We start from the raw sequence: 20,222 nt of genomic DNA on the forward strand, positions 1-20,222 counted from the left end.
GAAAATCATGGCACGTCCGCTGCCTACTACTAAGGCCCAAGTTTCGGGGCATAAATTTCTGCGCCGCCGCGTCGAGCACGGGCTCGTATTGGGCGATATCAGGATGATTCATGATCCTTTGGCAAGGCGGCGCAAGGCCCTGCTTTTCGGCGGAGTGGGCATAGCCTTCCTCGCGGTGGGCTCTGGCATGCTCGCATGGCTGCAACCGAGCCCGCAACCGGGCGATGCGCCCATAGTGCGCTCGGAGCAGGGCCAGCTATTTGTGGATGTCAATGATACCTACCACCCAGTCTTTAACCTGGCGTCTGCGCGCATCATCGCCGGTCAGGCTGCCGAGGCTCAGGCGATAGGGGATGAACACCTGCACGACGCGCTTCTGGGGTCCCCGGTAGGGATCGCGGATGCCCCGGGGTACCTTGCGGCTGCCAGCGAGACTCCGCAGCAGCGCTGGGCGGCCTGTTTGGCAGGTAAAGAGGAGTCCTCAGGGGCGGAAAACCCGACTAGCATCGGCGGCCACCAGGTTGCTGCACAAGAGGTCATCGTGCTTGCCGAGCCCGACCAGGAAGGCCTGGGGCCGGAGCGCGCCGCATTGGTGGAGACCGAAGGCACGCAGTGGCTTATTACTCAGGACGGCCGGGTGGCGTTGCCTGATCCCTCTAACACCCAGGGGCGTGTGGTGCGTCGCGCGATTGGTGTGGACGACGGCACCCACGCCTGGCCCATGCCGCCTGAGCTGCTCAATGCTTTTGCGGAGTTGCCTCCGCTGAATTTTCCGGCGCAGCCGCCGGAGGTCGTAGACACAGGCCAGGGCCTATGGGCGCGCACACCCGATGGCGTCGCCGAGCTTACGCCCACGCAGGCGCAGATGCTTATTGGATTAGGCGCCAAGACGGCGACATCCACGGCCCAGGAGATTGCTGCGCTTGCCGACGTCCCCTTAAACCTCAACCTTCCCTCCACCACTTTCCGCTTTGTGAGCCCAGACGATGGTTGGATGTGTGCGAGTAATGAGGGCGGCGGGGAAGTGGTACCTGCCCAAGCGGGTACCGTAGCCTTGGCTGGTGAGACGGTGGCGCAGCGCTTTGGTGGTCTCAACGGCGGAGGCGTAGGAGTAGATAGCGGTCATGGCTACCACGTGGTTGCACCGACGGGTCAGCGGCACGAGGTCAAGGATAAAGAGACCTTAGAGGCGCTGGGCACTGGTGTAGGCGCGCGGGTGCCCTGGGAGATTCTGCGTTTGCTGCCGGAAGGCTCGGCGCTTAGCCGGGAGCAGGCGCTGCAGGTCAGCTCTTAGACCACAGCCCGCGCCACGTTGCCCACGCGGCTAGCGCCAACGCCAACCCGCCGAGTACCCATGCACTGTGCATAGGTGCGCGTGATGTGCTCTTTTCGGCGGGGCGGATAGCCATTGCTCGGGTATCTCCGAGCGTGGATGATTCCACGTGGGTGAGCACCGTGAGCGGGTCGACGAATCCGTGTCCCGGCTCCGCGGCGTCTTCTAAGCGTTTACGCAGGGCGGCCGGGCTGTCATCGGGGAAACGCTGCGCCAGTAGGGCCGCCGTGCCGCTGACTACCGGCGCGGCAAAGGAGGTGCCGTGAAATTGTGACGTGCCGTCCGTACCCTCTTTGCCGTCGGCCCATCCGCCGGCGGGATTGAGCGCGAGTGGTACAAATCCTTGCGCGGCCAGTTGTGGGCCATCCGCCGAAGTCAGAGAGTAGTCAGCGAGCTCGTGCGAATCCGCTTGGGCGCTTACTGAGAGCACTGTGGGCGAATCCGCTGGAAATACTCGGTCACCCATCTCGCAGCTACCGGAAGAAGCGTTGCCGGATGCGGCAATTACCACGGATCCAGATTCTTCCGCATGTGCTAAAGCACCGTCCAACCGGGAAGTATCCACCTGGGCGGCCACATCCGGCGGGACGCAAGAAACAACGGAGATATTGATGATGCGGGCGCCGGCATCGGCGGCGTCATCAATCGCTTGGGCCAAGGTATCTAGCGAGCCGGTGGTATTGTCTTCTCGCTCTTGGCGATAATGCGCGCTGGTTTGGCGCACAGCGTAGATTTCCGCCCGTGGCGCGATACCGATATCGTGGCCGGCGATGATACCGGCTACGACAGTGCCGTGCAGGTCGCAGTCGCGGTGCGGCTCCGGTTCCTCCGGCGCGATAAGGTCCGCGCCACCGCTGAGGTGCCGCAGCTGATCGTGGGTAGCCACGCCGGTATCGATAACGGCAACCTTTACGCCCTCCCCGGTGGCAAAGGAGTGCAGACGGGCGCGGTAGTTGAGCTGATCCTCGCTAGGTTGGGGCGAAAGCGGTGAGGAATGCGCGATTGCGCATTCGCGGTCCGGTTCACGCGCGGTCGCATCGGGAGCGGTTACTAATGCCGCAGCACCTAAGGTAACGGGAAGTATTGCCACAGCTACGCAAGCAAGAAGCGCCGGGCTTATCCACAATGTAGTAGGTAGACTGCGCATCATCCGATACCCCTGATGAGCATGAAAACGCCGGTTAGGTGGGCGGCGAGTGGCAAGCTGGCGGCAATAGCTAGGGATTCGATGCGCTCAAACCAAGCGATGGTGGTGGGCTCTAGCCCCGCCACCTTGGACGCCCACAGCGGGGCGCTAATCATAGCGATGAGAACGAGACCGGAAATCAAGGCCGGTGCCCAAGCATGTGCAAGCCCGGAATCTACTATCGCGTGGGTGGCACAGAGACAAGTAGCCAGGCACGCGGCAATTGCCAAAACCATGAGTGCCCAACTGGCTAGCGCACGACCGTGCCGGGAGGCGTGCATCATTACGGCACCCGCGGAAGTAACACAGAGTGCTTGGACGAAGCCCGCGCCGGAGCCCTCTGTTCCAAAAAGCACCGAAATGTACTCGGTGAGAGAATCAGGCGCGCCATGGGTCGGTGATAGAGCCGGACCACTGCCTGTAAACGAGAGAGCGATGAGCGCCGGAATAAGACAGAGTGACAGGCCGCAGCACATTCCCTCGTAGGCGCTGCTGGCGCGGCACGCGCGGCTATCGACATCCGGCTGGCTAGCATCGGATACCGCAAGATCTTGGCCGGCCGTGGGCAGCTGCGGAACCTTGAGGCCAGCAGTAGCAATGCTCAATGCAGGGGCAGTGGCCAGCATAATAATGCCGGCGATGATGACACAGGCAGCGGCCGCCGTACCGTGGCTGGCGTGTAGCCCTGCCCTTGGTCCGGGCAGCAGATACCCCAATGCCGCGATGAAGATGAGAGCCGAGACAGTGAGTGCCGCAGAGCTGGTGCGAACCGTGCTTAACCCGGTGACGTGGCAAGCAAGTAGCACGATGAGCAGGGTGAAACAGGCGGTAAATGCGGCAAACGGCGCCTCATCCAGCGAGGGCGAAATTATCACCCAGCCGCACGCCATGCTGGCCACCAAGCTAAGGTGCACCAGCGACAGGACACGGATCCACAGGGCGAGCAAAAGCGCTCCTGCGGCCAGCGCCGCCCACGCCGCAAGGGGAAGGGTGCTAACCCAGAGCAAAGCGAAGGCGGCAAGTAGCCCTCCCCACGCCCAAACAACAGGAAGGGCAGCGGTAGTATCCTCCTCGGCCGCGGCGGCAAGCGATTCTGCTGCATCTCGAATCACCGGCGCAGGGCGGCGCTCGCGCGGACTAATAACCAGGATGGCGCCTTCGGTAAGTGGAGTGGCGGCCAGCGGGGCGGTGAGATCGATAGCGCGGCCAGAAACAGTACTGGCGCGCCAGGGCTCGGAAATCGTGGGCGCATCCACTAAGTCCGTGATTTCAGCCAAAAGCTCGCCCACGCTGGAACTCAACGGTAGTGCCACGTCCGCCTCTTTGTGGAATGTACCGGCGTGAATGCGGATGGTAAGGCGCAGGTGGTGTGCTGTAGCAGTAGTCATTATTCCCCCGAAAGTCAATGGATTGTGGGCGTCCCCCTTGCCCAATGCCACATATTGTGGCTTACTAGTGGCGACGTGTCCACCGCAGCGCGGGGAATCTTGGCAGGGGGCTAAGGGCGCTGGCGCGTGGCTCGGGGGAGGTTACCTAAGCATGCTTGGGATCGGGGATACCCGTGTAATTGAGCCGTTGACCATGCCATTGCGGGATGCTGCACCGCCGCTGCCCGCCGGGAGCATTGAGGCCGAGGAGGTCCCAGAGGCAGTACGCCCACAACCGGTACCGCTGGTGCGGCTGCTTCTTCCGGTGGTGATGATTGCGGCGATGCTTGGCATGGTCGCCCTTATGGTGCTTGGTGCGGGAGATTCCCGGCAGATAAGCCCGATGGCCTTGATGTTTCCGCTGATGATGCTGGCGAGCATGGCCATGATGTTTGGGCCCAATAACAGCGGGCAGGATCCTGATGAAACCCGACGCACCTACCTGCGCCACATCAAAGCCTTACGGGAAAAGGCCCTATGCAACGCTTCTGCGCAGCGCGCACATGAGAACTATCGCCACCCCGCACCGGAAGAGCTAAGTGCGCTGATAGGCTCGCGTCGCATGTGGGAGCGCGGCCCCGATGACTCAGACGCCCTCGAGGTACGCGTAGGAACTGGGCCTACCACGCTGTGCACTCCCATCAACGTGCCGGATTCTGGAGCCACCGAGGACTTAGACCCAGTGTGCGCAGTGAGCATGCGCCAGACCATCAAAGCGGTGGGTACCGTGCCCGATATGCCGGTGGTTATTCAATTGCAGGCTTTTCGCTTTCTTTCTGTTTCCGGTACGGCGTCGACGCGAGGTGAAGAGCCTGCGGATCCCGCCCGCGATATGGTGCGCGCTATGGTCCTCCAGATGGCATTGGCGCATGGCCCAGAAGCTTGCGGCATTGAAGCTCGTGGTGGGCAGTGGGAATGGCTAAAGTGGCTGCCCCACGCTCGCACGCCGGAGAAGGCACGCTTTCGCATCCTCATTGTCGACGGCGTGCTGACAACGGGAACCGAGGATTTTTTCCACGATGATTCCTACACCACCATCATCGAGGTCGCAGGGGCGCCGTCTTCGGCGCTGGGGGTACGTGCCGAGCACGAAGGCCTAAGCCTGGTGGCAGGGGACCACTTGCAGGTAGTCACCGCAGCCGGGGTGGAAGAACTAGGGGCTCCCGATGGAATGAGCGTGGCCGCTGCGACATTGCTTGCGCGCAGCATGGCTTCCTTTCGCCGGCCCGATAGCACCTCTGGCCGCCATGGAAGTGACCTCATGGGCCTTTTAGGCTATCGCGATGTGGAGGAGCTAGCGGCCAGCGGCATGTGGCATGGCCGAGAAGGCTCGGCGCGCCTCATGGTGCCCATCGGCATCGATACGGTCGGCCAACCCGTCACGGTGGATCTTAAGGAATCTGCGCACGGCGGCATGGGCCCGCATGGCTTGTGCATTGGGGCTACCGGCAGCGGCAATAAGGAATGTGGGTTTGGGGTACAATAGGGCATATGACAGCGACTACATCACAGCGTGCGGCGATTTACGCACGTATTTCGTTGGATAAGCAGGAAGAAGCCGGTGTGAAACGGCAAATTCACCTCGCCACTAAGCAGGCTGAGGCTGACGAGGCTAAGGTGGTCGCCACCTACGTGGACAACAACATCTCCGCCTTCTCTGGCGACCCTCGCCCTGATTACAACAAGCTTATTCACGCCATCGAGAACCACGAGATTGACGTTGTTTACGTCTACGCACTCGATAGGCTGACCCGTCGCACCAAAGACACATTGGCGCTCTTTGAGTTGTGCGAGAAGTACAACGTCACCGTCAAAGCGAACCGTGGCTACAACATTGACCCTTCAGACCCTGCATCGCGGCTCACTATCGTGATTCTTGGTCTGATTGCTGAGCAGGAGTCTATTGATCGTGCTGCACGTATCCGAGCTGCCTACGAAGACCGGGCCCGGACAGGGCGGCCTAAGACAGGCGGGCGGCGTATGTTCGGCTACGAGGCTGACGCTGAGACCATCATCGACGAAGAGGCCAAGGCTATTCTCGACGCCGCCGCGATGGTCATTGCTGGAAAGACTCTGCGCGAAACCGTGCGCGAGGTCTTTCATGCACGCAGTCTTACTGCGACTTCAGGCAGGCCTATGTCGGCGCCAACGCTGCGAGACATTTTACTCAACCCACGCGTGCGCGGCTTGAGTACGTTCAACCCAACTGACCCGGATACGGGGAAACGTCTTGTTAAAGATCGCAAAATCATTGGTAAAGGCAACTGGTCTGCGATTATCGACGAGGTTACAGGTGAAAAGCTCGATGCAATCTTGCGCGACCCGTCGCGGCGGCTCTCACATAGCGGTAACGCACCGCGCTATTTCCTCGCTTCTGTCCTGACCTGCACCTGCGGAGAACCGATGTATTCGCGTAGTCGGCGGAACACGGATGGTAAACCTCGTCGTTTCTATACCTGCAAGCGCTCTGAGCCGGGCGGTACCCATGTCTCTATCGGTGCTGAGGTTGATGATCTTATCGAAGCTGTCATTCTTAAACGCATGGAGCAACCTGACGCCGTGGATGCGTTGCGTAAGGCCTTGGCACCAGAGAACAACACCCTTACCGAACGACTCCAAGAACTTTCAGGACGGCGAAACGCGCTGTTGGCCAAGCGTGAGCAGATTGAAAATTCTGCTATCGATGAAGAGATTGACATGCCAACATTCGTGCGAATGTCAAAGAAAATTGAAGCTCAGATTGCAGGTCTTGATGGAAAAATGCGTGAACTAACGACCAGTCATGCTGCTGACCCCCTTGCTGTAGAACTTGTCGACGTGCCGGACTTTGCCAAGTGGTGGGGCGGTGCCTCTGTTGAGGATAAGCGACGGCTGACTCGGCTGCTAATGGAAATTCGCATCCTGCCTGGCAAGCCTGGCGCTAAGAAATTCGACCCGCACCGCGTGAAGATCACCTGGCTACAGTAGCTGTCTGTGAAGCGCTTCTCCGAGGGAGTGCTGCGAGAGCTGGCAACCAATCTGTCCACGTTCCTCGGGGGCGACACCGCTCAACCGTAGCGTTTGGGAAAAATTAGACACGACTCTCGCAGCCTCGCATGTCGAGCGCTGGAAAGAATATCTTAACTGTCTGATATCGTTAATTTTTTAATTGGGTTACACTTCTCCGCTACAGTGGAGTTACATTCTCGACCTCCTGCCAACAGCGATGGCGGGAAGATTGGCGGTAGTAAATTGCGCACTTCCATCAAAGGCGGAGAAAGATGCGGATTTGTACATGAACAAATTCGGAAAATGTGCATAAAAGACACTGCTACCCTCAGCCTAGGTATGCAAATTCTGGAGCTTTCACAGTAAAAGGTGATCCGATTTAATATGTTGGGCGAAACTCTTCTTTTTACAACTTACTTCCTCGCTCGAGAGTCTGACCTTGAACAATTCCATAAACAGTATTTAAAAAGAGTGGATAAGGCTCGAGATATCACAGAGATACTCTATGTAACTGACGAAATTACACATGGGGGAGACGGAGTAATTCGCGAAGTCATGATGCAAGATTTCCGTAGGGATATGCGAGACTTTGGCACTTACCCATTTGATGAATCTGAATGGGGTTTGTATAGCCTTTCATGTGTGGCTAAAGACGTTGACGAACCCGCGATGGAAGGGGCTGGTGTCTCTCGGCTATGGCGTGATTTGGCATTAGGTGAAGAGACAGTACCTAGGGAATTTACCAGTCATGTAAAAGCCGTTAATGTGTCGAGCGATGGCAGAGGGTTCCCTCTGGGATCTATTTGTGCTTGATTGTGATCCGGAAATTCAACGGAATATCCATATGATAAATGCCGTCACCTCTTGATTAAGGCAGAGGGTGTATCAGTGTGGTACACCCTATTGTTACGCCAGTCTGAGGAAGAATGTTTCCTGTAAAATAGGGCCGTTCCTAGCATTGTTTTACACATGTCTAGCGGGGTCTAGGCCTTATGTTTACAGAAAGTGGCGAGTGTGGTGTTATCGTCTGACGGTTTCCATATTGAAGGTCATATTGATGAAGTGCCCGCGTTGGCGCGGGTGAAAGATCTGCATGGTGGGTTGTCGTCGGGGCAGCAGGCGTTGGGCAGGATTGTGCAAGCCTTGCTTGCTGACGCTGATGGTCTCGACGGGGCACAGTTGTCTGACTTGGCGCGGGTGGTTGAGTCGTATCGTGATGCGGTTGTCGCTCAGGAGAATGCTGCCTTTGAACCCTCGCGGGGCGAAGACTAATGGCCAAAAGCTCTGGTTCGCATGGGCAGCGGGTGGGCTATATCCGTGTCTCGACGGTAGAGCAGAATAATCAGCGCCAGAAAGAACTGCTCAATGCTTCCGGCAGGATTGACCGGTTCTTTGAAGATAAGATTTCCGGCCGCACCAAGACTGCCCGCCCTGGGCTTGTCGAGTGCATGGCGTATGTGCGCGACGGTGACGAACTCGTCGTGTCGTCGATTGATCGCCTCGCCCGTTCACTTACGGATCTGCGCGGCATTGTTGATGAACTCACCAACAAGGGTGTGACTGTTACTTTCCTGCATGAGAATCTTGTCTTTGCGAAAGACACCACAGATCCGCGTGCGGATTTAATGCTCGGTATTCTCGGTAGCTTCGCGGAGTTTGAACGGGCCATTATCCGCGAGCGCCAAGCAGAGGGGATTGCGCTGGCCAAAAAGGCCGGAAAGTACAAAGGCCGCAAACCCGCTCTAAGCCCGCAGCAGGTGGCGGAGATTAAGCGGCGTGCATTGGCGGGGGAGTCGAAAACAGCCTTGGCGCGGGAATTCGGAGTTACCCGACCCACGGTGTATCGGGCGTTGAAAAACGCCTAGATACGGCGGGGAGTGCGGGTGAATATACTCCCCACAGTATGTGCCGTATGGCAGGACATATGTGTAGGCATATGGTAAGACATACGCTTTACCATATGTCTGTCCATATGTAGTTCTACCTGCTGCTTTCCGTTCAAACCCGACGCCGGTTCCGAGAAAGCTGGAATTGGCGATGTGATTATGGCACCACAGTTGGGACCTGGCCAATGGTTGCTTTCGCAGGCGATTATCTTCTTCCGCTCGGACACGCCACCGCGTTGTGTGACGTGAAAGTAGTGTTGATCAAAATATCGCTGCGCCAGCGGGGTGCCAGCGCAGCGATATGCAGAAATACGGACGAGGATTAGTCGTCCTTCAGGCCGCCGATAACCTCGTTGGCCTTGTCCTTGATGCCGTCGGCAGCGTCGGACAGCTTGTCCTTAGCCTCGGAGGTGACCTGGTCGGCCTTGCCCTCGTTAGCTACGTCCTCGTTGCCGGTAGCTTCGCCGTAGGCTTCCTTTGCCTTGCCTACGAGGCCGTCCTTCTTGTTTTCCAAATCGCCCATAATCACTCCTTTGGGGTAGTCAGTCGATAACTAATACCCATAATACGCTCCTCTTTTAGTGCAGGCAAGAGAAGAACTTTCGGCACACCGCGGTGTGTTTAGCCGTAAAGAGAGACACCATAGATCTAAAAGCCACATGATGAAACATATGGCATAGCGCATGTTCCGCCATATGGCACGGCACACGCTATGACATCTGCCAAAGCAAATGTCCGCTCGCGTGCAGTTCTGCCTGCGCGTTCACATGCTCATCCCCAGCATGTAGGCGCGGAAATTGACGGATCCAGGTACAGCTACGGGTAGCTCTGTGCGCGTTTTCCCTCGTGGGCGGCTTTTATAAAGGCAGGGGTGGAATCATGCTTCTAGGTCTCGTCAGGTGTGGCTGCTAGCGTTAGTGCTGGTTCACAATCACACCCCGCTGGGTGTGGGCGTGACTTCCTCGTCGGTGCGCGGTAAGGCCCGCGCGTGACGTGGGCTGTCCCGCGCGCCCTTTTTCAGGCGAGCGGACAACCCTACGACGCAAGGGAGGTAGACAATGGGTAAGCACTCATTGGATACACCCGGTCGCACAAGAAAAGACCTTGATGCCACCAAGCTTGACTGGCTAGATGTGGCTACCAAGGTCATAGTTCTTGCGACCGTAATCGTGAAGCTCGTTACCGCGATGCTTCACGTGGGTCTTTAGGCCCGAGGGTCTCAACCGAGTACCAGTCGGTTGGGGCCCTTTTTATTGTGCAGCCGCAATTCAAAGATGAACTGTGCTGTCACTTTTTAGGCTAATGCGCGCGCTACAGTTTCGCAATACTCCCGCCCTAGGCCCGTACCCCCCCTTTCTCTGCTGTGGGCAGGAATCTGCGTAGTCGTTCTCCCACCTCTGTGAGCCCGCGAGGCCCATCATATGGTATACCATATGTCCACCCGCATGGACTGCCATGGTTAGTGTTCGCGCTGGTGGGCGTCTATATTTCGCGGAGAAGCAGCGGGGCGGAGTGGCTTGTACGCCAGGTGTTGGTGGCGCGGAATGCTTGACCTTGACGCAAAATCTGGCGGCCAATTTCGCCGCGCTTGAAACCGAAGAGGGCGTGAAGCATGTTCACCGGGGCGGTCGCATCGGCTACTGCTGCGTGCGCGTCCGGATTGTCCAGTCCCAGGCGGTGAAGAACTCGTCCTCGTCATTATCTCCGCCGGTCATGCGGTCGACCTCAGCAACGATCATTTTTGAGTCAAACGGGGCGTTGCGGACAAATAGCTGCATACTGTCAATGTTGAAGTGTCCCGCCTCATTTAGGAGTATCTAACTAGACACTTTTGAATGAGCCCATAACCATCGGTCTTTTGTTAGTCTTTAATTGGCTCTCCCTAAGAGCTTGAAATTTTATCTTCTTTCATGAAAGGTGGCTTAGTCCATTGAAATCTCTTGTTTCTCGATTCGTACCCGCCGCAACTATGGCGGCAGCTGCTCTCGTTGGGGTGGTTGCTGTAAACGGTCCAGCGTATGCTGCGGAATCGGTTTCTACTGCAGATCCCGTATCTTCTGACCAGAAAGAGCGAGGTGATTTTTGGTTTGAATCAGCGGATGGGATTCGTAGCTTTAACGCTGATGGCAATGTCCTCGTTCCTAAAGTTCTTGATGGTGATCAAATCAAGATCGAAGGAAATATTATTAATACTTATGACACGCAGGGGAACCTCGTGGCGAGTATCAAAGCAGATCTTCCGGAGGGCGTTGTTCTGAAGTACACCGACGGAGTAATTTACGCGGGTAACGAGAGTGGACAAGCTGCGCGTTGCATCAGCAACAAGTGGGTAAGTTTGGGTATTAATGCCACTGCCGATGCATTGGTCTGTGCCCCGTTCGGCGCCGCTACTGGTACTGTTGGCGGTTGGGGATGTGGCGCTGCTGTAGGTGCAGGTATTACTGCAGCCAGCTGCTAGCGTATCGGTTCTGAGACGGAGGCTTAAAGGAATGAATAAAATATCCGGCAGGACTATTGTAAAGACCCCGACGGGATTGCGGGTTCCTCTATTTCTCTACGCAGTATCAATTGCGGTTTTAATTGCTGCCGGATCTGCTACTACAATGTACAAATTGAGCTTCCCATGGTGGGTTTGGGCTGCAGAGGCTTTGATCCTTCTACCTATCGTTTATATGATTTCTCGTGATCTGACTACCGCTGATGGTTCCGAAGGCTATGCGGTTGTCAGCAAACCGAAGGTTATTGGATTCGCTACAATTTCAGCGATCGTGATTGTCCTGTTGATTATGCTTGCCGTACTATAAGGATATGCGACAGAAGGGGATGCGGAAAACTCTTCAAGATTTCGTCCGCATCCCCTTTTTGCTACTTAATTCCGCAAGTCCAAGGAAGTGCGACTCCAGCCACAGGTGGACACATTCCTATCTTGGCTATTGCGGGATCATTCAACGGAGATGTGAACGAACTCGAATTCGGGAATGTATCAGCTAACGCCGTAGGAGCAATAGCGGCTGATGCCAAGATGGTGGTTATCGCTACACCTAGACGATTGACTTTCTTCAAAATTTCTCTTTTCACTTTGAAAGTGACGTTGGTGGAAGTCGTGAATGCGCTATTAGGGAGAAATCATACCCTTAAGCACTGATCTTTAGAGTACAGAATTTTTTAAACGTCGACATTTAATGTGCCACAGTCTATTTACCTTGCAATGTAAAAGAACTGAAGGAATTTTTAATTTTAATTGCGAGGTTTTGGTGGCAACCAAATCTATTGATTTGGGCGGCAGCCCAACGAGCCGCAAGGCGAGGCGGGAGCATAAACCGTAACCCGTAGTGAACGGTTTTGTTGGTTGATCGGCTGGGGATATAGATTTACAGGGATATAGTTATAAGCCACCTGGGAAAACAGGTAAACTGAAGTGCCCCGGGTTTTGTTCCTAGGCATTTGCCTTGATTTCCATTATTTCTTGGGCCGGGTTGGTTTCCCAAAACTCTGACTCAACCTCAGCTGGCGTGCGATAGCCGAGACTTTGGTGAAGCCGTACCTCGTTCCACCAATTAACCCATTCAAACGTCGCGATCTCCACGTCAACCACGCTGTCCCACGACCGCCGATGAATCAGCTCATTTTTGTAGGAACCGTTGACGTTTTCGGCCAAAGCATTGTCATAGGAATCTCCTACTGTCCCGGTAGAGGCAGCAATTCCATACTCAGCCAGCCGTTCGTTGTAGACAATGCTGACGTACTGTGAGCCATGATCTGAATGATGAATCAGCCCCGTTGTTTCCTTCGCGCTGACAATCGCCTGATTAAGCGCCTGCAGCGGCAGCGCCTCGGTACGCATTGAATCAGATAGTGCCCACCCGACGATCCTTCGGGAGAACACGTCGGTAACAAAAGCGGTGTACACGAATCCTTTTCTAGTGCGCACATAAGTAATATCGGCCACCCACAATCGGGCCGGTGCCGGGGCGTTGAACTTGCGATTAACTAAATCAGGACGCAGATCTGGTCCCTTCGGCTTGCGGGTAGTAATAGGAGACTTACCTTTACCTTTGCCTCTGACTCCAGCAAGACGCATCAGGCGTGCGGTCTGCTCACGGCCAATGTCGATTCCTTCACGGCGCAGAGTATGCCACATCTTACGGATGCCGTAGACGCCAAAATTTTCTTCATGGACCTCGGCGATGTGCGCGACTAGAGCAGCGTCACGAAGACTGCGGGCACTCATACCACGGGCTTTTGATTGGCGGTATCCACGGGACGTGATGAAACCGCCAACACGGTGGGTGTTTAACGTCTCGCAAATGAACTCGATGGAGAAACGATCCCGATACTCATCGATGAACCGGATCATTTCCGACGTTTTGGGTCGAGTTCCGACGCGAAAAAAGCCGAGGCAGCCTTCAGTAGCTCATTGGTGTCGCGTAGCTCTTGATTTTCACGGCGTAGCCTCGCGTTTTCCGCGGCCAAGTCTTCAGGCACAGGTTCTGGGATGCTTCCCGCACGACGGGCCTGCTGGGTCCACTGACGAGCCGTGTGCCATGAAACCCCCAACTTTGGAGCTACTGCCTTGCACGCGGCTTGCATCGACATATTTTCCGCCAAGATACGGTCCTCTACAAGACGGACCACACGGTCCTTCGCATCCTGGTCAAATTTTCTTGGCATATTCCAGATTTTCCCATCTACTCAGACGGAACAAAACCTGGGACACTTCAAACCCGCAGGTAAAACTCTGTGTATAAGCGCCTTTATGTGTCAACTTATGCGCAGGCGTGTGTCAACTTATGCGCAGGCTCTTTTTCTGTGTGTCAACTTATGCGCAGGCGTGTGTCAACTTATGCGCAGTAGTCTCATGTGGGTTTCCGTATGGGTAAATCAGCGCAGTCGTATTTTGCGTGAGGGTAAATCTGTGCAAGCTGTTTGGGGTAAAAAGAAAGCGACCTAGAGGGACGCTAGTCTTCCGCGTTCGGCTTAGTCGAGTTCGGGGCGGGGCGGTTTCTGCTGAACTGATGGGGCAGTCCTCGTGACCGTCACTCCGTCAGTCTTGCCATATGTCTTGCCATATGGCGGGACATATGTTATATGCGTATGCTTTGCCATATGCTAAAGCATACGCCTAGTAATATGTAGTCTTACCTGCTCTTTTGTACGTCTAGCTAGGGTGTTGGGTGGTGAAATCGACAGACTTAAGGGCGGCTACGAGTGTCTCTGTGTGCATATTTTGCCTCATGAGCGGCTTTTATAAAGGCAGGGGTGGAATCATACTTCTAGGTCTCGTCAGGGGTGGCTGCTAGCGTTAGTGCTGGTTCACAATCACGCCCCGCTACTTGTGGTGGGGTGTGGGCGTGACTTCCTCGTCGGTGCGCGGTAAGGCCCGCGCGTGACGTGGGCTGTCCCGCGCGCCCTTTTTCAGGCGAGCGGACAACCCTACGACGCAAGGGGAGGTAGACAATAGGTAAGCACTCATTGGATACACCCGGTCGCAAAAGAAAAGACCTTGACGCCACGAAGCTTAGCTGGCTCGATGTGGCAATCAAGGTCATAACACTTGCGACCGTAACAGTGAAGCTCATTGCAGTTGTGCTTCACGTGGGTCTTTAGGCCCGAGGGTCTCAACGAGTGGCCGCTCGTTGGGGCCCTTTTTATTGTGCAGCGATGGTTCAGGGACGAACCATGCTGTCATGTCTTAGGCTAATTGGCGCGCGAAGGTTTCGCAATACTCCCACACTGAGTACCCATGTCTCTTCTCCTGCTTAGGTATTCATTCCTGCCACATCAGTTGGCTGCGTTCTCTGCCCTCAGGGTGTGTTAGCGTTATTCCCGTAAGATCCTGATGCGCAAAACGCACAGTCTCAGTAGGAAGTCTGAGCGATAACACTAGCTAGTGCTATCCGTCGCTTTAGCTCTTGCTCTCATGAGAGCTAAAGAATCCAGCGTCGTCAGGTCCGCTTTAGCGTACCTGGAGACAACTATGCCTGCTCAATTCACCCTTTTCCACGATGGTCAATTTTGGTGCGGAGTCTACGAGACTTCCAGCAACAACCAACTCCGCGCCGTCCGAGTAGTTTTCGGTCCAGAACCTAATAATGCCGAACTCTATGAGTGGTTACTCGTCAACGGTTCCTCCCTAGTCAAACGGGCCCATCGTTCCGTACCTATACCTGGCACTATTGAAGCGCCACAGCGAGGAAATCCCAAACGCCTGCAGCGGAAAGTCAATAAGGAGCAACGCAAGACCTCAGGTGTGTCTTCGAAAGCCCAAGAAGCAACAAAATTAAATTTCGAATTAGCTAACGCAAACAAGAAGAAAGCTTCGCGGATCGCTCGGCGCGAAGAAGCACAACGGAAATTTCAGATCCGTGCCGCTAAAAAGAAGGCCAAACATAAAGGCAAGTAGTCGAAGACATCAAAGCGAAGTTGCCATACTGCGGGAGTAAAGCTGTGTAGCCGCCTATCAAGCTATACGCAGTCGTCAGGCCTGCCGTATGGCGCAACATATGTCCCGCCATATGCCTAAACATATGCTTTAGCATATGTTTAATTACATATAGTTCTACCTGCATTTATATAGTCCTACCGAGAAATAAGAATCACTCCGCGAGAGGGATACGAGCGTTCTCCACTACGCGCATAAAGTAGAAAAGCAGGTCCCTGAGGGCGCTTTTAGGATTGGAGGAGATTTCTTCGAAAACGGGAAAACTTCCCGCGCGGTTGGTTTTATTTTGAATAATGGCGCTATGGACATGGACAAGGTACAGAAGATAAAAATCGGAGTTTTGCTCGCCTTGGCGGTTGCCTCTTTAGTACTCCTCGTTTTGTGGCTGACTGATGTAATAGGGCTCGGCTTAGCGGTTGTTCTCGTTATTGTTCTGACTGCTGCTTCTGTGGGAGTGCGTGTGCGGGCAGAAAACGCAGGGCGCAAGCCGGAGTAAGCGAGATACCGCAGTGGTAGTAGATGCGCCCCCTTTTTTCTTCTACAACTACCACAAGACGCGGGGCATGGGCGCGGCTCCTTCACCGGTACCGCCTACCCGCACCGGCCCGCGTGACATATCTCGCCATATGGCGGGACGTATGTTTAGGCATATATTATAGCGTATGTTCCGCCATAGGGCCTAACCCTGACGTGTCCACTGTCCGGGGGTTAGGCCCGCGTTCACAACGTCGCGGGAAGTACGCGCCCGAACCATCGATAGGCTCGAGACGAATGCTAGTAGAGCACGGCAGTCATCGGGGAGTTGTTAATTATGGCTGTCTTGGCTTCTAACTCAGCATGTGAAGGGGAAACCTCGATAGGGGAGCTCTTACATCTAATTTTCGTATCATGGAAAATACGATAACTAAATCCAACCGTAACCGTCCCACCATCCCTCACTAACGCTTTGTTTCTTCCCCAGTGACAATTGCTTACGATCCCATCGCACTCAACACGCGGGAACGTAAAAATCTTGTGGAACCACCAGCTCACCCAAGTTGGTTTGAAAACCGTGCGGATTTCGCGGCAGTCCACAAAGTTCTCTACGTTTTTATCGTCTTTCAACTCTAGGTACCCTTTCTCAACAGGAATGGTCGAAGCACTCACATCAGCTACACTGACCAAAGCAGCATAGCTAACCCCCGATGTGTCCACTGTCCGGGGTCAGGCCCGTGGTTGTTGTGGGGTGTTTTGGTGGCAACCAAATCTATTGATTTGGGCGGCAGCCCAACGAGCCGCAAGGCGAGGCGGGAGCAAGAACCGCACCCCGTAGTGAACGGTTTGTTGGTTGATCGACTGAGGATATAGATCTACAGGGATATAGTTATAAGCCACCTGGGAAAATAGATAAACCAGCAGGTGAACCCCTGTGGATAACTAGCTCTGTATGCGTAAATCTGCGCACGCGTGAGGGTAAATATGCGCAGCCCGACCAGCAAGAGGGAAAGCACCCCGAGGGGTGCTGCCTTTGTTTGTCTTGTTTGGGGTTAGTCGTTGAGAACGATCGAGACTGGAGGGCCGTAGAGCGATGCTTGGCGTAGGTCGATCGTGGAGTAAAACTCGTATTCCTTGTTCAGCGTGGCGTCTGCGAGGTTGCCTCTTACTGCGGCGTCCTACTCCCCGCTATAGCGTGCCAAGATGAACCCGGTTGCGCATGCCCAGGCTTCGGCGCGAGTGCTGAAGCATGGAGTGGTGAAGTACTCCTCATTGGTGGTGGGGTTGAAAATAACTTGCTGTCGTCACAGTGGTCTTCTCTCTCGGTGTGACTCTTTTAGTGTATGAGCGCTGTGTGCATACCCCTGGTGGGCTGAGGAGTATAGGTGACTGCGAGAAAGGACTGCGCTCGCGCCCTAACGTTTTGAACGCGCTCTGTTGCTCATACTGGTCAGGCAATGCGCCGGCGCATTGCCTGACACAAGCGACCTGCTATCTGGTCACCGGTGTTCATACTCTCTGACCATGGCCTATGGTCGCTGGCGCGCCTAGTTTCATGGTACAAAGCCCTAGGCGACTGGCCTCAGGGCTACAAGCCTTGCAGCGCGCCTCGGCTGCCTATGCATGAGAACGAAACTCCTGGAGCGTCCAGGAAAGACGCACTCCGGAGCGTTCCTCGCCGAGACAGACCCGTACAGTGTCATTAGTTCGCCGGTGGTTTGCCCCAGTCAGGGCGCTTGGTTAGGTGCCACGACCCGCACGAGGGCATTCGTAGATCCGCAGCGGCCCTGCCCGTCGCGACCGTTTCAGTGCTACATGCACGGCGTCATCATAGTGCTCGTGTTCGCGTTTACCAGTTTCGGAGCACAGTACGCGTTCGACTGGCGGCTTCTTCGACCTCCTCCGATGGTGCTTCATCACACAATGATTCTAAACTTCAGGTGTAACTGGCTCCTGTAGGTGACTGATGATGGTGGCAGCAACTACGAGCGCTGCGGCACCGAAGACTCCACCGGCGACCGCGACGGCTGTGTGGAAGCCTGTGAGGAACGCTCCACTGGCGACCATTCCGCCGAGGACTGCGACGCCGACGACGCTGCCGGTCTGGCGGGCGGCATTGATGACTCCTCCTGCGATGCCGACATGTTCCGGCGGGGCCGAGTCCACTGCGGCCGAGGTCGCGGCCGGCATCGCGAAGGCCATCCCGAATCCAGCCGTGAAGGTCAACACCGCGACCACCACGTAAGGGGTTTCTGCGGTGAGCAGCACGAGGCTGCTGAAGCCGATCGTGCCGACTACCAGGCCGGTGAGCATGGTGGGGAACGCGCCCCACCGGGCGACGGCACGGCCGCCCAGCGGTGACGCGACCACGGCGCTGCACGCCTGTGGTGCCAGCGCGAGGCCTGCCAGCCACGGCTCGTATCCCAGGTACTGCTGGAAGAAGAGGGAGAGCACGAAGAGTTGTCCGAAGAAGCTGATGTTGAGCGCGAGCCCTACCATTGCGGCCACGGAGAACCGGGCACGAGTGAACAAGGCCATCGGCAGCATTGGGTCCGGGTGTCGTCGCTCTGCGATGATGAACAGGGCGAGGAAGACGCCCCCGGCGATCAGCACGGCTACCTGCCAGGGTGACCATCCGTGTTCGCCTGCGGTGATGACTGCATAGGTTACTGCCACCAGCGTGAGCATGGAGAGCACCTGTCCGGGTAGGTCCACCCGTCTCGCGCGACCGCTCGTGAGCGCGGGAATTGCCCACAAGGTGAGCAGACAGCCGATAGCGACGATGGGGAGGTTGACCCAGAACACCGCCCGCCACCCGATCGTCGACACCAGCGCTCCGCCCAGGACCGGTCCGATCGCGGCGGCAACACCTCCTGCGCCGCCCCACAGCCCGATGGCGCGTGCTCGTTCCTTCGGATCGTCGTACACAGCCGACAGCAATGCCAGAGAGCCCGGCACGATCGCTGCCGCGCCCACGCCCTGGACGGCGCGACCAGCGACGAGGAACCCGCCTGTGGGAGCCAGGGCACACACGGCCGAGAGCACAGCAAAGACCACCAGGCCAGCGAGGTAGACCCTGCGGGCCCCGAGACGGTCGCATGCGGCCCCAGCTGTGAGAAGGAGCGCGGCGAACACGAGGGTGTAAGCGTCGACGACCCACTGCAGTGAGCCCACGGTCGTGTCGAGGTCAGTGCCGATCTCGGCGAGGGCGACATTGACGATGGTCGTATCGAGCATGACGATGAAGAAACCGAGGAGGGTCGCGACCAGCGCCGTGCGCCGATGCGCGGTCATACGCGAGACTCCAGCGAAGCCTCGGCGGGCGGGTGGCCGAAGTAGGTGCGCTTGCTCAGGTCTTGATCCCAGGTCCGGTAGGACCGGTCCAGCAGTGTCGGCAGCACCAGATCGAACAGGCGCCAGGACGCGGCGAAGTGCATGTCCCGGATCTCCCTGGCCGTCTCTCCCCCGGTGAGCGCGAGGAGTTGCTGGGCGACGAGGGGGCCCTCGTCGAGCCAACCCAGGTTGCGGTCAACGCGTTCCCAGTAGAAGTCCTCATCGTAGTGCCCGCGTAGCCGTTGGCGGTCCCCGTTCATCGCGATCGCTCCCTTCGTCTCCTGATGCAATGAATCTGGTGAGTTCAGACTACGCCAGCGATTGTTCGGTCGTCACCGAACAGTTCCGGGTGCATACTGGAGGCATGGTTGCGCGCGTGTTTCCTGAAGCGGTCCCGGATATCTCGACAGTCGCGTCGGCTCTGGCTGACTCGTCGCGGGCGGCCATGTGTGCTGCGCTCATGGACGGGCGGGCCTGGACGGTTGGTGAACTGGGCAGGTACGCGGGCCTGGCCCGGTCGACGGCGAGCGAGCATGTTGACGTGCTCGTCACCCACGGTCTCGTCCACGACATTCGGCAGGGCCGGCACCGCTACATTCGCCTGGCCGGGGAAGATATCGCACGAGTGGTCGAGAGCCTTGGCGTGGTCGCCCGCTCGCCCCTGCCCACTCCTCACAGCCTCAGCGCGTCACGGGCGAATGCGAACCTACGTGAAGGCCGCACCTGTTATCAGCACCTCGCCGGTAAGCTCGGGGTGCGCCTGGCTGAACAACTAGAAGAGCACGAGTTCATCGACTCGCACTGTCAGGTCACTAATCAAGGTCATCGCTTGTTCATACAGTGGGGTGTGCCCCCGAAGATGCTCGACACTGGCAGGTCGTGCATGGACTCCACCGAACGCCGCTTCCACCTCGCCGGCCCTCTCGGCACGGGAATCTGCAAGACTCTGCTGGATAAGGAATGGCTTTCCCGCAGGGGTCGTACCCGGGCCGTGCGTCTCACTCCCGCCGGGCGGGCAGCGCTCAACGACGCGGGGATCTCCCTCAATTGCCCGACAGCCGTCCCTGAGGGCTGAAGTCGTTCTTTGGCACCGACGTGACCTTTCGGACGATCGAAAGCCGGTCGGAACAGCACCAGAGAGAGCATAAAAGAA

At 56.7% G+C, this 20,222-nt stretch carries 19 protein-coding genes; 12 read left to right on the forward strand and 7 right to left on the reverse strand.

Features of this window, described 5'->3' with window-relative positions:
• Nucleotides 1-7 precede the first annotated feature (7 nt).
• The gene (eccB, locus tag ACP8J1_RS02125) at nt 8-1,294 is read left to right on the forward strand and encodes a type VII secretion protein EccB (protein ID WP_023020597.1); all 1,287 of its coding nucleotides are present in this window, start codon (nt 8-10) and stop codon (nt 1,292-1,294) included.
• Here the strand turns inward: eccB and ACP8J1_RS02130 are convergent.
• Both ACP8J1_RS02130 and eccD read right to left on the reverse strand, forming a co-directional pair.
• Nucleotides 1,284-2,423: a S8 family serine peptidase gene (locus ACP8J1_RS02130; protein WP_232213546.1), complete on the reverse strand. Its 1,140-nt coding sequence runs from the start codon at nt 2,421-2,423 to the stop codon at nt 1,284-1,286. The genes eccB and ACP8J1_RS02130 overlap by 11 nt on opposite strands.
• 56 nt (nt 2,424-2,479) lie before the next feature.
• Entirely contained in the window at nt 2,480-3,907 is a 1,428-nt protein-coding gene (gene eccD / locus ACP8J1_RS02135) for a type VII secretion integral membrane protein EccD (protein ID WP_023020599.1), read from the reverse strand.
• Between the two features lie 151 nt (nt 3,908-4,058).
• Between eccD and ACP8J1_RS02140 the strand changes: the two genes are divergently transcribed.
• From ACP8J1_RS02140 to ACP8J1_RS02160, 5 genes are all read left to right on the forward strand, one after another.
• The gene (locus ACP8J1_RS02140; protein WP_284799064.1) at nt 4,059-5,432 is read left to right on the forward strand and encodes a cell division protein FtsK; all 1,374 of its coding nucleotides are present in this window, start codon (nt 4,059-4,061) and stop codon (nt 5,430-5,432) included.
• Nucleotides 5,411-6,913: a recombinase family protein gene (locus ACP8J1_RS02145; protein WP_046202906.1), complete on the forward strand. Its 1,503-nt coding sequence runs from the start codon at nt 5,411-5,413 to the stop codon at nt 6,911-6,913. The genes ACP8J1_RS02140 and ACP8J1_RS02145 overlap by 22 nt, the downstream gene beginning before the upstream one ends.
• 405 nt (nt 6,914-7,318) lie before the next feature.
• Nucleotides 7,319-7,747, forward strand: coding sequence for a hypothetical protein (locus tag ACP8J1_RS02150; RefSeq protein ID WP_248100326.1), 429 nt, complete (start codon nt 7,319-7,321; stop codon nt 7,745-7,747).
• 201 nt (nt 7,748-7,948) lie between these two features.
• On the forward strand, nt 7,949-8,206 hold the full coding sequence (locus ACP8J1_RS02155) for a hypothetical protein (protein WP_302518515.1): 258 nt from the start codon (nt 7,949-7,951) through the stop codon (nt 8,204-8,206).
• On the forward strand, nt 8,206-8,799 hold the full coding sequence (locus ACP8J1_RS02160) for a recombinase family protein (protein ID WP_239208482.1): 594 nt from the start codon (nt 8,206-8,208) through the stop codon (nt 8,797-8,799). Before ACP8J1_RS02155 ends, ACP8J1_RS02160 begins: the two co-directional genes overlap by 1 nt.
• A gap of 343 nt (nt 8,800-9,142) precedes the next feature.
• Here the strand turns inward: ACP8J1_RS02160 and ACP8J1_RS02165 are convergent, their stop codons facing one another.
• Entirely contained in the window at nt 9,143-9,343 is a 201-nt protein-coding gene (locus ACP8J1_RS02165) for a CsbD family protein (RefSeq protein ID WP_250413150.1), read from the reverse strand.
• A 535-nt stretch (nt 9,344-9,878) separates the two neighbouring features.
• Between ACP8J1_RS02165 and ACP8J1_RS02170 the strand changes: the two genes are divergently transcribed.
• Complete coding sequence (locus ACP8J1_RS02170) at nt 9,879-10,028, forward strand: hypothetical protein (protein ID WP_302518510.1); 150 nt, start codon at nt 9,879-9,881, stop codon at nt 10,026-10,028.
• A 429-nt stretch (nt 10,029-10,457) separates the two neighbouring features.
• On the opposite strand, the gene ACP8J1_RS02175 is transcribed toward ACP8J1_RS02170, so the two are convergent.
• Entirely contained in the window at nt 10,458-10,598 is a 141-nt protein-coding gene (locus ACP8J1_RS02175) for a hypothetical protein (protein ID WP_023022044.1), read from the reverse strand.
• A 152-nt stretch (nt 10,599-10,750) separates the two neighbouring features.
• On the opposite strand from ACP8J1_RS02175, the gene ACP8J1_RS02180 reads away from it, so the two are divergent.
• Nucleotides 10,751-11,278 (forward strand): hypothetical protein, encoded by a 528-nt coding sequence (locus tag ACP8J1_RS02180; RefSeq protein ID WP_232212625.1) that lies wholly within the window; start codon nt 10,751-10,753, stop codon nt 11,276-11,278.
• 31 nt (nt 11,279-11,309) lie between these two features.
• Nucleotides 11,310-11,624: a hypothetical protein gene (locus ACP8J1_RS02185; protein WP_023022042.1), complete on the forward strand. Its 315-nt coding sequence runs from the start codon at nt 11,310-11,312 to the stop codon at nt 11,622-11,624.
• A 632-nt stretch (nt 11,625-12,256) separates the two neighbouring features.
• Here ACP8J1_RS02185 and ACP8J1_RS02190 read toward each other — a convergent pair.
• Nucleotides 12,257-13,491, reverse strand: a protein-coding gene (locus tag ACP8J1_RS02190) for an IS3 family transposase (protein WP_167315507.1) whose coding sequence is annotated in 2 segments (ribosomal slippage) — nt 12,257-13,203 and nt 13,203-13,491 — 1,236 coding nt in all. Because the reading frame shifts where the segments join, the coding sequence is not laid out codon by codon here.
• A gap of 1,306 nt (nt 13,492-14,797) precedes the next feature.
• Between ACP8J1_RS02190 and ACP8J1_RS02195 the strand changes: the two genes are divergently transcribed.
• Entirely contained in the window at nt 14,798-15,223 is a 426-nt protein-coding gene (locus tag ACP8J1_RS02195; protein ID WP_302518507.1) for a YjdF family protein, read from the forward strand.
• A 346-nt stretch (nt 15,224-15,569) separates the two neighbouring features.
• Entirely contained in the window at nt 15,570-15,758 is a 189-nt protein-coding gene (locus ACP8J1_RS02200; protein WP_034661183.1) for a hypothetical protein, read from the forward strand.
• A gap of 1,907 nt (nt 15,759-17,665) precedes the next feature.
• On the opposite strand, the gene ACP8J1_RS02205 is transcribed toward ACP8J1_RS02200, so the two are convergent.
• Complete coding sequence (locus tag ACP8J1_RS02205) at nt 17,666-19,030, reverse strand: MFS transporter (protein ID WP_302518503.1); 1,365 nt, start codon at nt 19,028-19,030, stop codon at nt 17,666-17,668.
• Nucleotides 19,027-19,329, reverse strand: coding sequence for a hypothetical protein (locus ACP8J1_RS02210; protein WP_197712571.1), 303 nt, complete (start codon nt 19,327-19,329; stop codon nt 19,027-19,029). The genes ACP8J1_RS02205 and ACP8J1_RS02210 overlap by 4 nt, the downstream gene beginning before the upstream one ends.
• 29 nt (nt 19,330-19,358) lie before the next feature.
• On the opposite strand from ACP8J1_RS02210, the gene ACP8J1_RS02215 reads away from it, so the two are divergent.
• The gene (locus ACP8J1_RS02215; RefSeq protein WP_302518496.1) at nt 19,359-20,144 is read left to right on the forward strand and encodes an ArsR/SmtB family transcription factor; all 786 of its coding nucleotides are present in this window, start codon (nt 19,359-19,361) and stop codon (nt 20,142-20,144) included.
• Nucleotides 20,145-20,222 lie beyond the last annotated feature (78 nt).

It is taken from the genome of Corynebacterium sp. LaCa_205 (genome assembly GCF_057458085.1).

What these genes read in the sequence shown, in the direction of transcription:
- ACP8J1_RS02210 (WP_197712571.1), bottom strand. Translation starts at nt 19,329, where the DNA reads ATGAACGGGGACCGCCAACGGCTACGCGGGCACTACGATGAGGACTTC.
- ACP8J1_RS02200 (WP_034661183.1), top strand. Translation starts at nt 15,570, where the DNA reads ATGGACAAGGTACAGAAGATAAAAATCGGAGTTTTGCTCGCCTTGGCG.
- ACP8J1_RS02195 (WP_302518507.1), top strand. Translation starts at nt 14,798, where the DNA reads ATGCCTGCTCAATTCACCCTTTTCCACGATGGTCAATTTTGGTGCGGA.
- ACP8J1_RS02150 (WP_248100326.1), top strand. Translation starts at nt 7,319, where the DNA reads ATGTTGGGCGAAACTCTTCTTTTTACAACTTACTTCCTCGCTCGAGAG.
- ACP8J1_RS02165 (WP_250413150.1), bottom strand. Translation starts at nt 9,343, where the DNA reads ATGGGCGATTTGGAAAACAAGAAGGACGGCCTCGTAGGCAAGGCAAAG.
- ACP8J1_RS02145 (WP_046202906.1), top strand. Translation starts at nt 5,411, where the DNA reads ATGTGGGTTTGGGGTACAATAGGGCATATGACAGCGACTACATCACAG.
- ACP8J1_RS02140 (WP_284799064.1), top strand. Translation starts at nt 4,059, where the DNA reads ATGCTTGGGATCGGGGATACCCGTGTAATTGAGCCGTTGACCATGCCA.
- ACP8J1_RS02185 (WP_023022042.1), top strand. Translation starts at nt 11,310, where the DNA reads ATGAATAAAATATCCGGCAGGACTATTGTAAAGACCCCGACGGGATTG.
- eccD (WP_023020599.1), bottom strand. Translation starts at nt 3,907, where the DNA reads ATGACTACTGCTACAGCACACCACCTGCGCCTTACCATCCGCATTCAC.
- ACP8J1_RS02215 (WP_302518496.1), top strand. Translation starts at nt 19,359, where the DNA reads ATGAATCTGGTGAGTTCAGACTACGCCAGCGATTGTTCGGTCGTCACC.
- ACP8J1_RS02205 (WP_302518503.1), bottom strand. Translation starts at nt 19,030, where the DNA reads ATGACCGCGCATCGGCGCACGGCGCTGGTCGCGACCCTCCTCGGTTTC.
- ACP8J1_RS02170 (WP_302518510.1), top strand. Translation starts at nt 9,879, where the DNA reads ATGGGTAAGCACTCATTGGATACACCCGGTCGCACAAGAAAAGACCTT.
- ACP8J1_RS02175 (WP_023022044.1), bottom strand. Translation starts at nt 10,598, where the DNA reads ATGCAGCTATTTGTCCGCAACGCCCCGTTTGACTCAAAAATGATCGTT.
- eccB (WP_023020597.1), top strand. Translation starts at nt 8, where the DNA reads ATGGCACGTCCGCTGCCTACTACTAAGGCCCAAGTTTCGGGGCATAAA.
- ACP8J1_RS02160 (WP_239208482.1), top strand. Translation starts at nt 8,206, where the DNA reads ATGGCCAAAAGCTCTGGTTCGCATGGGCAGCGGGTGGGCTATATCCGT.